The organism is Pseudoalteromonas sp. CnMc7-15, from assembly GCF_022347925.1.
Classification (GTDB): Bacteria; Pseudomonadota; Gammaproteobacteria; order Enterobacterales; family Alteromonadaceae; genus Pseudoalteromonas; species Pseudoalteromonas ruthenica.
Genome location: NZ_JAKRFT010000004.1, coordinates 307,858 through 323,110 on the forward strand (window position 1 = coordinate 307,858; position 15,253 = coordinate 323,110).

Consider the following 15,253-nt stretch of genomic DNA (forward strand, 5'->3'; position numbering starts at 1 on the left):
TGCGTTAGTTGCGCAGCGACGCTAGGTCATTTATGGTTAAAACTTCTCGCTCACAAAGGGGTTAATATGAAACCAACTTTATTTGCTCTGGCCACATTGGCAATGAGTATGCCTTGCTTTGCTGATTTTGATTACGTCGGCAAGGGCACAACCGCAAACAGCGCCGGGCAACAAACACCTTTCACCTTCGGTTTCGCATGGAACAGTGAGCAAGGTACGTTGCGTATCGGCAACAAAAGTTATGATATGGACACCCTCCCCGAGTCATACTCTTTGGCCTTAGTGCTTAGTAAAGACGACAGCCAAGTATGGCTGCAAGAGTTCCACTCTGGCTGGTTTGACAGCTTTTACTGGCAACTCGGCGAACATGTAATTCGCCTAGAGAAAGGACAATTTGAGCAACAGGTTAAAGGCAATTACGAGTTACATATTGATGATCGCAGTTACTTTTTCACCAGCAATAATGCCGCTATAAAAGTAAACTTCGCAGCTGAGGGCGTTGAGTCGATCACCGTCAGTGGGGTCACTAAGAACATGGGCACAAAAAAATAGCGCCTGACGGCGCCATTATTAAACTTTGACCGTTTTTCGGTTTATCCCGTATTCACGCAGCTTATTCGCTACAGCGGTGTGACTCAGGCCCAAACGCTTCGCAAGCTGTCTAGAGCTGGGGTATGCAGGGTAAAGTTTACGCAATAACGTAGCTTCAAAGCGTTTTACCGCCTGATCTAGGCTGCCTTCAAAGTCAGACTCCAAGTAACCAAGATCATTGGTGAAGCTCGGAAGTTGCAAGTGCTCCACCGTCAGTTCGCTATCATCGAGCAAAGATACCGCGCGGTAAATGGCATTTTCTAATTGCCGCACATTGCCCGGCCATGGATACTGCTCCAAATACTCAATACACTCTTTACTTAAGCTAGGTACTGTCGCGCCGTTTTGCTGCGCATACTTTTGCACAAAGTGCTCGGCCAGGGGCCCAATATCTGCTTTTCTGTCACGCAGTGGTGATATTTCCAGCGTCAGTACATTAATACGATAATAGAGGTCCTCGCGAAAGCCTCCCTCTTGCACCATGGCTGGAAGATCTTTTTGCGTCGCCGCGATAATGCGCACATTGACCTTTACTTCGTTCTCATCACCAACTTTACGGAAAGTACCGTCCTGTAAGAAGCGCAGCAGTTTGGTCTGCAGCTGAGTCGACATCTCGCCAACCTCATCTAAAAATACCGTGCCGCCATCGGCTTGCTCTAATACCCCGCGTTTGGGGGCGGCGTTGTCTTCATACCCGGCATAACCAAATAACTCTGACTCAGCAACATCATCAGGCAGTGAGGCGCATGACAACGCAATAAAGGGTTTAACCGAACGATTAGAGGCATAGTGGCAGGCTCTGGCCATAAGCTCTTTACCTGTGCCCGTTTCACCGGTGATCAATATCGGCGCATCAAGCTGCGCCATTTTGCGCGCCTCGCGTACAGTGCGGCGCATCGCGGTTGAATAATTATGTATGGTGGCGAAACTTTCTTGGCCATAGCGGCGAAATGCACTGACTTGTTGACCTAGACGACTTTGTGATTTGATATTGATAACCGCCCCCGCCAAGGCGTCTTGCTCTTCACCTTGAGGCACAGAGATAGGCAGAATATCGGCAATGAAATCTTCTCCGGCCACTTCCACACGGGTGGTTTGTCCTAATACCTCTGACCCCTCTAACCAACGGGTAAAGTTAAAGCCTTTAAGGAGGTTATTGATATTGGCGCCGACCACGTCTTGCTCGCTCAATTGTAAGTCGCGACATGCCGCAGCATTACACAACCGCACCCAGCCCTTGTTATCAATGGAGATAACGCCATCGGGGAGCGCACTGAGCAGCGTATTAAGCTCGTTATGCTCACGCTCGGAGGGCATAAACGCGGTTGTTCGAACGTCTTCAACACCGTCAATTAGGCGGATAGAAGGCATAATTTTTTGGAATTGCTCAAACTCGATGGGGGGGAAGCTGACATACATACGACAATGCTTAGCATCTACTTCGATGCCTTTTAGGTCAACTTGGTAGCTCACCAGGATATTCAGTATCTCTTGGGCGATACCGATTCGGTCTTGGCAATATATTTCAAGGCGCATGGATCCCTCAATCACGTGTTACCAATCAAATGCTGGGCGCAATCATACGCTATAAAAGGCTAAGATGGATAGCAAAACGTAAAGAAAATTGAACAAATAATCGATTCTATTTTATACCCCCACGCCAAGAAGTTATCGTCTGGATTGCACGATATAAGGCTAAAAAGCCAGCATGGTAGAGCTCTGGGTTCATTGGCGGTTAAGCGTCAGTACTTCCCCTGATGCATGGCTCTATGTATACTGTCGCGCGCTTGTCATCAGGATAAAGCAGCGCAGCGCGTGCAATTCTATGCATAACCTCGCTTTTTTACCATGGTGATAGCGGGCCACCCGTTCACATAAAATGTGCCCCCTCAGACTCCAGTTGAGGTTATGGCACACCATTACTTGGCGTCGCCGAAGTAATACTTGAACATCATAACAATAATAATAAGGCCTAAATAAGTGACAGTACGGCAGTACTGTAAATTGCAGTAATAGTATTCAAGGCTCACAGCCTTTGATACTGATTTATTTAGGAAGTAAATTTTCATGAGTTCAGCACCTAAAACAGGTGATCTTTTCGGTCACCCTAAAGGGCTCTTTTTGCTATTTTTCACAGAAATGTGGGAGCGCATGAGCTATTACGGTATGCGCGGCATCTTCGTGCTTTACCTTTCCACTATCGCCACCGCCGCAGCCATGGGTTGGGATATGGCTTACTTTGGCATTGACCCTTTAAGTGCCAACGCCCAAGACGAATATCACAAAGCGCTACAATCAAATGCACTCAGCATTTTGGGTATCTATGCGCTGCTTGTTTATGTAACACCGGTACTCGGTGGCTGGTTTGCCGACAATGTATCTGGTCAGCGAAAAGCCATCATTTTCGGTGGCCTCACCATGGCCCTCGGCCAATTTGCTTTAGGCACGCCTCATGCCATGGTGTCAGGCTTTGAGAAAGAGATGATGTACCTTGGCTTAGCGCTACTAATTCTAGGTAATGGCTTCTTCAAACCTAATATCTCTACCATGGTGGGAGACCTATATAGTGAAGGTGATAAACGCCGCGATGGCGCCTTTACCATCTTCTATATGGGGATCAACTTAGGCTCTATTTTAGGTTACTTCGTCGTTGGTTCTATCGGTGAAAAGTTTGACTATCAATACGGCTTCCTCACTGCCGGCGTCGGTATGCTACTGGGTGTAGTGTTGCAGTTACTATTAGCCAAAAAATACTTAGGTAGCATTGGTACTGTGCCATCTGCTAAGCAGTCTGAGGACGACCAAGGCGCAAACAAAAAGCCGCTAACCAGTGAAGAGCGCGACCGCGTTAAAGTGATCCTCATTATGAGCTTTTTCACTATCATCTTCTGGGCTGGGTTTGAGCAAGCAGCGGGGTCAATGAACCTCTTTGCGAAATACAAAACCGACTTGGTGTTTTTTGGTTGGGAAATGCCGGCCAGTTGGTTGCAAGCAGTTAACCCTATTTTCATCATTATCTTAGCGCCTATTTTTGCCAGCTTATGGATTCGTATGGGTGATAAAGAACCAGATTCACCACGTAAGTTTGCCTTAGGCATGTTCTTCCTTGGCCTAGGGTTTATTTCTATGGTCGGAGCGGCTTTACAAATTGGCGATGATGCGAATATGAAAGCCCATGTAATTTGGTTAGTGATGGCGTATATCTTCCACACCATGGGTGAGCTGTGCTTATCGCCGATCGGTTTATCTATGGTCTCGAAGCTAGCACCACTTAAGTTTACTTCGTTACTAATGGGTATGTGGTTCTTATTCTCGGGCTTGGGTAACTACGTAGCAGCCGAAATCGGTAAACTAGTTGGCGAGGGTGGACCACTTAGCACCTTTGGCGGCGTTGCCATTATGGCCTTTATCGCAGGTATTTGCTTGTGGCTAATGGCCGATAAGCTGGTTGACTGGATGCACGGCGCCGAGGGCCAGCATGATAAAGAGCAACTGCTAGAAGAAGAGTTGGAAATCACTGGTGAGAAGCAGTAACTGTTAATCCCCTCTTTCACTAAGGCGCCTAATGGCGCCTTTTTTGTGCATTTTTTTTGATGGCTGAATCTATTTAGAGAACAAATTTAACGAAAAGCTTACAGTTACCTAAAAACGTCCACTTATATTTACATTACTCCTCCTAGTTAATTCCCTGCCTAGGCTTTCTCTTTGGCACTTTTTCTCCGATGATGCCATCAAATGATCAGAGGTTGGCTGTTGCAATTTATAACCATTATTAGTGCGGACTCACCGCAATCACAGCCACCTATTACCTATGCAAGTGGAGTAACAACATGAGCGAAGTAAATAACCCTCTCGGCCTAATGGGCATCGAGTTTACTGAATACGCAACCCCAGATGCGGATTATATGGACACTATCTTTAGTGAGTTTGGCTTCTCAAAGTTGAAGAAGTTTAAAGGTAAAGACATTGTTTATTACAACCAAAACGACATTCACTTCCTTTTAAACAATGAGCGCGGTGGTTTTTCTGCTGAGTTTGCTAAAAGCCATGGCCCTGCCATTTGCTCTATGGGCTGGCGCGTAAAAGATGCGAATAAAGCCTTTGAAGTGGCGGTTGAGCGTGGAGCCAAACCGGCCACGGACGCAACCAATAAAGACATGCCTTACCCTGCTATTTTCGGTATTGGCGATAGCTTAATTTACTTTATCGACAAATTTGGCGACAACGGCTCAATTTATGACACCGATTTTGAAGATTTAGCGCAACCGAATGTGGTTGAAGGCAAGGGCTTCACTCGTATCGACCACCTAACCAACAATGTCTACAAAGGCACCATGGAAACATGGGCTAACTTCTATAAAGATGTGTTTGGTTTTACCGAGGTACGTTATTTCGATATTAAAGGCCAAAAAACCGCACTGCTTTCATATGCATTGAAATCACCTTGCGGCACCTTCTCTATTCCAATCAATGAAGGTAAGGATGACAACAACAACCAAATCGATGAGTACTTAGACGAGTACAATGGTCCGGGCGTGCAGCACTTGGCTTTCTTAACTGATGACCTAGTCGGCTCTTTGGATAAGCTAGATAAGAGCAATATCGCCACCTTGGATATTGTTGAGCATTACTACGACACTATTTTTGACCGGGTGCCTTGGGTCAAAGAGGACCGCGAGAAAATCAAGCAGCATCAAATTTTGGTCGATAGCCAAAAAGAAAACTGCTACTTACTACAAATTTTCACCAAGAACTTATTTGGCCCTATCTTCATTGAAATGATCCAGCGTGTTGATGATGGTGGCTTTGGTGAAGGTAACTTCCAAGCGCTGTTCGAGTCTATCGAACGCGATCAAGAGCGCCGTGGCGTTCTATAATTCCCTTTTTATCTAGCGTTAAAAGCAGGCTCACCATTTATGGCGGGTACTGCTTTTTCACGTTTCGAGCCCTTGTTTTTTGTGTGAACGGCTCAATAACCAATTTAGAATCAGCAAAAGGAATCTCTTATGCAACTCAATGAAACGCACGATAAGAATTTAACCAGTTGGGTCAGCTCAGCCAATGCCAATACCGATTTCCCTATCCAAAACTTGCCATTTGCCACCTTTCGTCGCAAAGGCAGCAACGAAGTCTTTCGCGGTGGTGTTGCCATTGGCGATCAAGTCCTTGACCTAGCTACAGTTGCACGCCTAGAGCTGTTTGATGAACAGGCACAGCAAGCTGTTGAAGCCGCAGCAGGAAAAAATCTAAACGCATTTATGGCTATGGGCCAAGCACATTGGTCAGCATTACGTCTGGCTTTATCGCGCGCCTTACGCACTGATAGCGAGTTACAAAACCAGCTGCAAGATGCGTTAATCGCACAGAGTGACGTCGAGTATGACCTGCCTTGTCACATTGGCGACTACACTGATTTTTATACCTCGATTTATCACGCTACAGCTGTAGGCAGTTTATTCCGTCCGGATAACCCTTTGCTACCAAACTATAAATGGGTGCCCATTGGCTATCATGGTCGCGCTTCTAGCATTGGCGTAAGTGGACAAAGCTTCCCGCGCCCTAAAGGTCAAACCAAGGCACCTGATGCCGATACGCCATCGTTTGGCCCCTGTAAGCGCTTGGACTATGAATTAGAGCTTGGCATTTATCTTGGTAAAGGCAATGAGCTAGGCGACACTATTGCCTTGGATGACGCTGATGACCATGTGTTTGGTTTTTGTCTTTTCAATGACTGGTCTGCACGTGATTTGCAAGCATGGGAATATCAGCCGCTTGGGCCATTCCTAGCGAAAAACTTTGCTTCTACCGTATCGCCGTGGATTGTTACCAACGAAGCGCTAGCACCTTACCGTCTCGCTTGGACACGTGACGAAAATGACCCTCAACCGCTCGATTACCTTGAATCCAGCAAAAACCGCGAGCTCGGTGCGCTTGATATTCAAATGGATGTCGCTGTTGAAACCGAGAAAATGCGCAGCGAGGGCAAAGCGCCGTACCGCTTATCACAGTCAAGTTTTAAACACTCGTACTGGACCGTGGCACAAATGGTCGCCCACCACACCGTTAACGGCTGTAACTTCCAGCCAGGCGATATGCTAGGTTCAGGCACTCAGTCTGGTCCTGAGCACGAAGAGGCGGGCTCACTGTTAGAGCTATCTCGTGGCGGCAAAGAGGCCATTGATTTAGGCAATGGCGAACAACGGAAATTCCTCGAAGATGGCGATACCGTGATCATGCGTGGCTGGTGCGAAAAAGAGGGCTATGCTCGTATCGGTTTTGGCGAATGCCGTGGCACCGTGCTCCCTGCTAAATAACATTCTTTGATATGGCAATACGCCATAAAAAAGTGCGATTTATACCCTGTTCAGGGTGCGATAAATCGCACTTTTTTTCCGTTCAGTTACAATTTTTTGCTGGCTTTTTAATCTCACCTTGATATCTTAGCTGCGTTTTTGTCACTAATTTGTCGCTATGAAGTTAACACCATCATACTTAGTTACTAAGTTATTCCCAGCTAAGCAGCTCTTGATCCGTCAACACGGCGAAGTCAAAGTTGTTGAAATGAGCACGACCAAACAGTGCATGTTTGCCCTTGGGGTGTTGACATGCATTGGTGCCTTGGCGAGCTTTGGTGCCTATAACTTCTGGCAACAAACGCAATTACAACACACCAGCGGCGATGTACTTGCCGAAAATGAACAGCTAAAACACGAATTGCAACAAGCACGGTTGGCGCAAGATGAGTTAATCGTCAAGTTGGGGCATTTAGAGCAGCGCCAACAACTAACACAAATCGTGCTGGCAACCTTACCGGCTTCATTAATGCCAGAGCAAGGCTTACCCTTTGAGGCCATAGATGTCAGTGACAGCAATATAGATACTCGTGTGGCTCGCCTAACACAAGGCCACGACAACACCTTTACGCTGCTAGACCAAGTGATTGCCAAACGCGAACAAGCACTGTCAGAAGCTATTGCTCGAGCCGGGTTACCACAAACGGTGATGGACGAGCTCCTCGAAAAGAGTGAACAAGCCATTGCTCAAGGTGGACCACTGGAGCTGATCCTTGATGATCAGCAAACCGACACGTCAATGGATGTAGTCGACCGCCTGCTCACACTTAACCAATTAGAAACCATGCTCACGCAAGTTCCACATGTACTTCCCGCTGCCGACTATTATATCTCCAGCAGTTTTGGCTTGCGTAAGGATCCCATGAATGGCCGCCGTGCTATGCACAAAGGCGTGGATTTAGCAGCCTGGCGCAATACCGAGATTTTTGCACCTGCTGAGGGCACTGTCGTTCGAGCAGGGCGCAATGGCGGGTATGGTCGATTCATCGAAATAGAGCATGCAAATGGCTTTAGCACCCGCTTTGGCCACCTCAATGAAATTAAAGTAAAACGTGGTGACACCGTAACTAAAGGACAAGTCATCGCGCTTATGGGAAGTACCGGTCGTAGCACAGCGACTCACTTACATTATGAAGTGCTGCATAACAACAAACATATTAATCCGGTAAAAATCACCAAGGCATTAACCGATGTTTTCAAAGAACAAAGATACACAGAATAGTAGGCCCGCTTTGAGTAAAAATACAGCTACCCCATCATTGATAGCGGCAGATGTTCGCTTAACAGGCACTCTCTCCAGCCAAGGCGAAGTTCAGCTCGATGGCCGTATTGACGGCGACATTAAGGCTGATACCTTAATTATTGGCAGCCAAGGTCAAGTTGAAGGCAGTGTTGAGGCCACTGATGTGACTATAAAAGGTCGAGTAAGTGGTTCAATTAGTGCCAGTAAAGTGGCGATTGAAAGCTCCGCCCAAGTACAGGGCGATGTCTTTCACGACACCCTAAGCATTGCCGCCGGTGCGACCATGGAAGGACAAATAAAGCAGTTAAACAAAAAAGACAGCTTTAGCGTGGTCAGCAACAATGATGTTGCTGACAGCCAAGTCAACGAGTAGTTTTACCCTTTTCGCGCGGTGATATACATGTTTATCGTCGCGCGGAATACAATTTCCCCTCGCGTATTAGTCACCTCGACAGGAACCAGCAAGTCCTCCTTATCTTGCCATTGATGTGGCAGTGGGATGTGCGCCGTTGCTGTCATATCGGTGTCCACCTTGTTCAGATACTCCACCGTCATTCCTTTGGGGATCCAGCGATGGGTTTTATGTGGTACCGTGGCATCGGTCATCACCCCAGCGACAAGCTCAGCAGCATTACATTGCGCAATCGCATGAATGGTACCGATATGGTTATGCACAGCACGGCGGTTTTTTACTTGGGCGACACACTTACCTGGCTCTAACAGAGTGATAAAAGGCTTTATTGAGCCAAAGTAAGGCGCTTTAAAGCATACGGCTTTGGAGAATAACCAGTGCCCGAATGGCCAGTTGGTCAGTTTTTTATAGGTTTTAAGTAAAGGAGGCATGGACATGATAAGGTTCTCTATCTAACTCATCCTACCAGTAAACCTAGAATCGCCGCGAAAATCAATTCATAACAAACAAATAACACGAAAATGCTGGTATCTAATAGTGTTACTCTTACAATGTTGGCTTGTATTATTAGAGTATTACTGAGTCTGTGCGTCATTCATCTTCCAAGCAAAGTAAAACCCTGCTGCTCGTATTGATGCTGCTAGTGGTATTTTGTCCACTCGCTATTGATATTTATTTACCCGCTTTTGTGGTTATGGCCGAGCAAATGGCTGTGTCTCAAGCACAATTACAACAAAGCGTTGCCGTGTTTATGCTCACCGTTGGCTTAGGTCAGCTAGCTGCTGGCCCGCTTGCCGACAAGATAGGTCGACGCCCTGTCGCCATCGGAGGAGCCGTGTTATATGGGGTATCGGCACTGGCCGGGGCCTGGGCACCGAGCTTCGAATGGCTGCTAGTCGCAAGAGCATTTCAAGGCTTGGGGGCATGCGCGACGTTTGTGGCTGCCTTTGCCATTGTGCGCGATGTTTTTGGACCTGCCCGTAGTGGACAAATGCTGACCTATTTAAATGGTATTGTGTGTTTTATCCCAGCACTGGCCCCCATTTTAGGGGCTTGGCTAACCGTACAGTTTTCTTGGCAGAGCAATTTTGTATTTATGGCGCTATGGGCTGTGATTGGTATCACCGCCACCCTTATGCTGTATCGCGAGACACGCCCTGCGGACAGTCACTATCAAGGTCACCTCCTCGACTTACGACGCTTTATGCCCATTATCCGCTCGCCCATTTTTACTTTTAATGCGGCCATAGCGATGATCACTATGAGTTCCATCTTGATGTTCGTGACCGCAGCCCCAGGGTGGATCATGCAGCACCTAGACCATGATATTGGCACCTTCACCTTCTGGTTCACCGTTAACGGTGCCTTGAGTGTCCTCGCCTGCTTTATCGCTCCTCAATTTATAAAGCGATCGAGCCGTAAAGCCTTACTGTGGGGACTATCTTTGCTACTAGTCAGTGCCGGAAGCTTAGTGTTGTTGCGACACTCTAGCGCTATCGCTGCGTTAATGTTCCCCATGTTTGTATGTGCAATGGGGTATGCACTGATTTTGGGCAGTGCAGCTGGCGCAGCACTCGCGCCTTTTGCCAAACAAGCCGGTACTGCTTCGGCACTTGTTGGCGTTATGCAAATGAGTGGCGCTGGCGTACTCGTGCTTTTAAGTCAGCAATTACAACTAGCAGCCCCCGTTGCCATTGCATTGCACATCGCCGCGTTATTGCCATTTTGGTTAGTGCTATTAAGTAAGCGGGGACGTTTGTTGCACAAATAAGAACCAACCTTTATCAGGTACTCTAGTGAGAACAGTTACTGTTCTCAATAGATTTTTATATTTTTTAGACTCTTAGACTCCTGTATATACACAAAGCTTCTGTTCTCCACCTTTTATTATTCCAAAAAAGTTATTAATAACGAGTCCAAAACCTTGCTGTTTTCCCTAAAGCGCGTACTATTGTTAAAGAATGTTAATCTATAGTTAACAACCTCCAACCGCTACATATAGAGGAAACTATGAAAAAAACAATGATTCGCAGCGCAATTGCGCTTGCTATTTTGGGCGGCGCCACGCAGGTATCTGCGGCTGACGACCGTTACATCATCCAAGTTGACAACGATAAAAAAGGCGTCGTTAAAGCGCTCGCTAAAAAGCTTGGTGGTGATGTTAAGGTTGATGGCAATGGCTTTTTTGCTGCTACCTTTACCGGAATGGACTTATCGACAGTTAAAGGTTTGTTGAACAATCCCCACATCAAGTTGATTGAGACTGATAGTCGCCGCTACCCCATGTCTGCTTACAGTGACGATATTGGCGATCCAATGACTCAGCAACTTACCCCGTATGCGGTGTATCAGTCGCAAGCGGATCAAGTCACTTTTAACGCTAACAGTGGCATGAAGGTCTGTGTTATCGATTCGGGTTTAGATAGCTCAAATACCGACTTCAACTGGGGCGCGATTACGGGCGACAATGACTCAGGCACAGGTAACTGGTTTGAGCATGGCGGCCCTCACGGTACGCATGTTGCTGGTACCATTGGTGCTGCTGATAATAACCAAGGTGTTGTAGGCATGGCACCGGGCGTGGATATGCACATCATTAAAGTATTTAATGAAAGCGGCTGGGGTTATTCGTCTGATCTGGCGCATGCTGCCAACTTATGCGCGCAAGCGGGTGCCAATATCATTAACATGAGTTTAGGCGGTGGTGGCAGCAATAGCACTGAAGAAAATGCCTTTGCTAATTTCGCTGCCAATGGTGGCTTATCCGTTGCGGCCGCAGGTAACGATGGTAATAACGTGCGCTCATACCCTGCAGGATATACCTCGGTCATGATGATTGGTGCCAATGATGCCGATAATAACATTGCCGATTTTTCCCAGTATCCGAGCTGTACCTCAGGACGTGGTAAGAAAGCCACTGACGACGAGCGTATCTGTGTTGAAGTTACCGCAGGCGGTGTTGATACGCTCTCAACTTACCCTGCAGGGATGGCTGCATTTGCTTCGGCGACCGCTGATGGCGCCGCGTTTGAAGTATCAGCAATGGAAAACACCGGTGCAACCAGTGGCGATTTATACTTCATGGGCACCGCTGAAGCAGTTGACAGCAACGCATCCGGTAAAGTGTGCTTAATCGATAGAGGCAATATCTCGTTCCACGATAAAGTCGCTAACTGTGAAAACTCCGGCGGCCTTGGCGCTATTATTGTCAATAATGAATCAGGCATGCTTTACGGCACGCTTGGGGATACTAACAGCACCACTATTCCCGCAGTAGGCGCAGCGTTAGAACAGCGCACCACGCTGATGGCAGCAACGAACGCAAGCATTAATATTAGCGCCAGTGACTACGGTTACATGAGCGGTACATCCATGGCCACACCTGCTGTGGCAGGCCTTGCGGCCTTAGTTTGGTCAAATCATGCCAGCTGTAGTGGTGAAGAAATTCGTAACGCCTTTAAAGCGACGGCACAAGACCAAGGCGCTGCCGGTAAAGATGTATACTTCGGTTACGGCATCGTCAAAGCGGCCGCCGCTGATCAGTACCTATTAGCGAATGGTTGTGGCGGCAGTGGCAGCGGCGGCGGAGATACCGGCGGTGAGCCTGAGGCCGACATTAGCGTTAGCGCCTCTGGTTATAAATCTCGCGGTGCAGCCTTTGTTGATTTGAGCTACAGCGGTGCGGCTACCTCAAATGTTGACATCTACCGTGATGGTAACTTGATCACGACCACCGCAAACACCAACAGCTACACCGATAGCCTAGGTAAAGTACGTGGTAGCTTCGGTTATCAAGTCTGTGAGCAAGGTTCAACAGTGTGCTCAGCAACCATCACTGTTAATTTCTAAATTACTGCCTTTGACAAGCATTCAAAGCGGGCTCTATGCCCGCTTTATTCTTCATAGCTAAGCTGATAGATTTACCGCTTTAGCTTTAAGCACACCATCATGCTCAACCCTGAACTATTACTTTCATTTCTTGGTGCCAGTTTCCTTATTGCCGTGGGCCCCGGCCCCTCGAATGCATTTCTAATGGCGCAAACCTTTGCCAACGGTCGCCAGGCAGGGATTCAATGTGCTATAGGCTTCGCACTCGGTGGTGTTATTCATACCCTTTTTGCAGTTATTGGCTTATCTGCTTTACTGAAAGCATCAGCGACAGCCTATACAGCCGTGCAGTATTTAGGGGCATGTTATTTAGCCTATTTAGGGATCATGACGCTGTGGCAAAGCTGGCAAGCAACGGCCATAGAGCAAGAGGATAAGCCGCATGTCAGTGTCAAAAAGCAAAGCCCACTTTTTCAAGCAATGATGACGGAAGTGCTAAACCCCAAAGTGGCTCTGTTTTTCATTGCCTTTATTCCGCAGTTTGTTGACCCTTCATTGGCCACTTCGACCACTGCTCAACTGGCTATCTTTGGACTACTTTATCCCGTACTGGCGCTGCCTATTGACTGCACCTATATTTATTTCGGCGATAAAATTGCCCAGTACTTTAAGACTCACCCGAGTGCACAGTGCTGGATAGACCGCCTGACTGGCTTTATTTTCATTGCATTAGCTATCAACCTGCTGTTATAAAATGATAAATACGATTTATTGAGGCCCAGCAGTGAAACAAAAACAACAGCCCCTTCCGCCAATTAAAACCATTGCTTTAGTGGCTCACGATGGCAAAAAGCAAGCATTGGTAGATTGGTGTCAGCGTCATAAAAGCGTACTCGAAGTGCATAATCTGTACGGCACAGGAACCACGGGGCTGCGCATAGAAAAAGAAACGGGGTTAGGTGTTACTAAACTGCTAAGTGGGCCTATGGGTGGCGATCAGCAGCTCGGAGCAAAAATCGCTGAGCATCACATCCATATGCTCATATTTTTTTGGGATCCGCTTTCATCTCAGCCCCATGATCCCGATGTTAAAGCGCTACTGCGCTTAGCTGCGGTTTGGAATATCCCCGTGGCTTGTAATGAAGCCACAGCCGATATGTTGCTAGCAAGCACTTACATGCAAAGCATTATGCCGCGTAGCTTACCAGATTATGACAATTACCTCGCTGACAGAAGCCTCGACAACGAGTAAATCACTGCTCACGACGCTGATAGAGCGTTAATTAAGCGGTTTTCTTTGTCTCAAATAGCTGGCAAAACGTGGCACGCCATTTTTTGTATAGCCATGGTATTTAAACGTAATAGTACTGCCGATAGCGGGAGGATTTGCCCGCTCGGCGTCGCTAAACCCAGTGCCAATTTTGAACTGCTTACCGCGCTTATCAACGACTATCAGAGCACCAAGCATACCTTGATATTTACCCCGTCCCTGCTGATAACCAATGACTTTAGCTTCGCTATCCATGTAAGGTTTAAGTTTTAAAACATTATCACTGCGCCCGGGATTAAAACGCGCATCACGACGGTGCAATATCACCCCTTCCGCGCCTTGGCTAACTAACTCATTAAACCACTGCGATAATTGTGCACGGGTGTTAAAGCGATGTTGTTTAATCGCCTCTAAGTTATTGCAGTCGCAGTGAGCTATCGCATGTGTATAGTCACTGTAGCGCTTGAAAAAAGGTTTATCGCTCGGTGCATCAAACACCATAAAGCGAATGTCCTGCCAATGCTGGGCATTGGGTTGATTGTCTAATACGGTGTTACTGACATGATTGAAGCGCCCTCGTCCCGCCCAGAGCTCACCATCAAGGCGCATCGATGGCCAGTTTGCGGTAAAATTAGCGGGTGTATTGATAAGTAAACCACCACGACTGCGCAACTCGCCGTTAATACAAGTCGCACGGATCCCGTCGTACTTTTCCGACGCAAGGTAGCGCTCTACTTGGTGTTTATCAGTGAGCTGTTTCGCCAACTCCAACGGCGGTGTCGTCGCCCACAATACGGGGCTGGCTAAAAGGATTAATGTGAAGAGTAAGCGCATGACCATATCCTTATGCTGTTCGCTTACTCTTTAGTGTAGTGGCTATTTACGGATTTGTAGCAACTGTTGATATAAATCCGCCAGGTTAGCAAAGCGCCCATCCGCGTGGCTAAAATCTTGGGTAAGAGTGTGTGTATTGGGCACCACAGCAACGCGCAGACCAGCACTTTTGGCCGACATAGAGCCGGTATGGGTGTCTTCAATGGCGAGGCTTTGCTGCGCATTCGCACCTAATAAGGACAGGCCTAAAAGGTAGGGCTGCGGCGCGGGTTTTGGCTCACTAACATCGTCCTTGGTGACCACACAGGCAAAGTACTCTGCCAATTCGTAACCGTGCAATATTGGCATCACCTCATCACGCGTACTGCCGGTCACAAGCCCTATCTTGAAGCCATCCTCACGACAATGTTGCAAGATTTCCAGCGCATAGGGCATTAGCCGTGGTAAAGAAGTGGCGGCTACTTTGGCAAACTGGTCATTTTTTTGCTGCGCCAATGTCTCTGCACTAATCGCCAAATTATGCTGTGTGACCACCTCTTTCGCGGATGCCAAGGTTGGACGACCGCTGTAACGCTGGCAGAACTCCACCTCATCATAGGCAATACCATAAGGTGCTAAGATGTTATTCCAACACTGAAAGTGCAGCGATTCGGAATCAACCAAAGTGCCGTCGAAATCAAATAATACGGTGGTGATCATGTGGGTACTCTCTCATGTTCATG

14 protein-coding genes are annotated in these 15,253 nt (G+C 47.5%); 10 read left to right on the forward strand and 4 right to left on the reverse strand.

The features are described from left to right. Positions 1-66: 66 nt before the first annotated feature. A complete protein-coding gene (locus MHM95_RS11880; protein WP_045978224.1) occupies positions 67-552 on the forward strand; it encodes a hypothetical protein in 486 nt (161 codons plus the stop codon). Between the two features lie 18 nt (positions 553-570). Here the strand turns inward: MHM95_RS11880 and tyrR are convergent, their stop codons facing one another. Further along, on the reverse strand, positions 571-2,127 hold the full coding sequence (gene tyrR, locus MHM95_RS11885; protein WP_022945285.1) for a transcriptional regulator TyrR: 1,557 nt from the start codon (positions 2,125-2,127) through the stop codon (positions 571-573). A gap of 531 nt (positions 2,128-2,658) precedes the next feature. Here tyrR and MHM95_RS11890 point away from each other — a divergent pair. From MHM95_RS11890 to MHM95_RS11910, 5 genes are all read left to right on the forward strand, one after another. Continuing rightward, positions 2,659-4,125 carry a peptide MFS transporter gene (locus MHM95_RS11890; RefSeq protein ID WP_022945287.1) on the forward strand — a complete coding sequence of 489 codons (1,467 nt, stop codon included), beginning with the start codon at positions 2,659-2,661 and terminating at the stop codon, positions 4,123-4,125. Between the two features lie 296 nt (positions 4,126-4,421). Further along, a complete protein-coding gene (hppD, locus tag MHM95_RS11895; protein ID WP_130147455.1) occupies positions 4,422-5,468 on the forward strand; it encodes a 4-hydroxyphenylpyruvate dioxygenase in 1,047 nt (348 codons plus the stop codon). A gap of 129 nt (positions 5,469-5,597) precedes the next feature. Then, positions 5,598-6,905 (forward strand): fumarylacetoacetase, encoded by a 1,308-nt coding sequence (fahA, locus tag MHM95_RS11900; RefSeq protein WP_022945289.1) that lies wholly within the window; start codon positions 5,598-5,600, stop codon positions 6,903-6,905. A gap of 157 nt (positions 6,906-7,062) precedes the next feature. After that, positions 7,063-8,166: a M23 family metallopeptidase gene (locus MHM95_RS11905; protein ID WP_239385361.1), complete on the forward strand. Its 1,104-nt coding sequence runs from the start codon at positions 7,063-7,065 to the stop codon at positions 8,164-8,166. Further along, a complete protein-coding gene (locus MHM95_RS11910) occupies positions 8,135-8,560 on the forward strand; it encodes a polymer-forming cytoskeletal protein (protein WP_022945290.1) in 426 nt (141 codons plus the stop codon). The genes MHM95_RS11905 and MHM95_RS11910 overlap by 32 nt, the downstream gene beginning before the upstream one ends. A gap of 2 nt (positions 8,561-8,562) precedes the next feature. Here MHM95_RS11910 and MHM95_RS11915 read toward each other — a convergent pair whose 3' ends face one another. Then, on the reverse strand, positions 8,563-9,036 hold the full coding sequence (locus MHM95_RS11915) for a hotdog fold domain-containing protein (RefSeq protein WP_081604426.1): 474 nt from the start codon (positions 9,034-9,036) through the stop codon (positions 8,563-8,565). A 149-nt stretch (positions 9,037-9,185) separates the two neighbouring features. Here MHM95_RS11915 and MHM95_RS11920 point away from each other — a divergent pair, with 149 nt between their 5' ends. From MHM95_RS11920 to MHM95_RS11935, 4 genes are all read left to right on the forward strand, one after another. Further along, positions 9,186-10,370, forward strand: coding sequence for a multidrug effflux MFS transporter (locus MHM95_RS11920; protein ID WP_239385362.1), 1,185 nt, complete (start codon positions 9,186-9,188; stop codon positions 10,368-10,370). Positions 10,371-10,621: 251 nt separating this feature from the next. After that, complete coding sequence (locus tag MHM95_RS11925; protein WP_239385454.1) at positions 10,622-12,448, forward strand: S8 family serine peptidase; 1,827 nt, start codon at positions 10,622-10,624, stop codon at positions 12,446-12,448. A gap of 99 nt (positions 12,449-12,547) precedes the next feature. Further along, positions 12,548-13,180 (forward strand): LysE family translocator, encoded by a 633-nt coding sequence (locus MHM95_RS11930; RefSeq protein ID WP_235419753.1) that lies wholly within the window; start codon positions 12,548-12,550, stop codon positions 13,178-13,180. A gap of 31 nt (positions 13,181-13,211) precedes the next feature. Beyond that, complete coding sequence (locus tag MHM95_RS11935) at positions 13,212-13,679, forward strand: methylglyoxal synthase (RefSeq protein WP_045978231.1); 468 nt, start codon at positions 13,212-13,214, stop codon at positions 13,677-13,679. A gap of 27 nt (positions 13,680-13,706) precedes the next feature. On the opposite strand, the gene MHM95_RS11940 is transcribed toward MHM95_RS11935, so the two are convergent. Together MHM95_RS11940 and MHM95_RS11945 are read right to left on the reverse strand one after the other, a co-directional pair. Continuing rightward, positions 13,707-14,531 carry a DNA ligase gene (locus tag MHM95_RS11940; RefSeq protein WP_239385363.1) on the reverse strand — a complete coding sequence of 275 codons (825 nt, stop codon included), beginning with the start codon at positions 14,529-14,531 and terminating at the stop codon, positions 13,707-13,709. Positions 14,532-14,573: 42 nt separating this feature from the next. Beyond that, complete coding sequence (locus MHM95_RS11945; protein ID WP_022945297.1) at positions 14,574-15,230, reverse strand: HAD family phosphatase; 657 nt, start codon at positions 15,228-15,230, stop codon at positions 14,574-14,576. Positions 15,231-15,253: the final 23 nt, after the last annotated feature.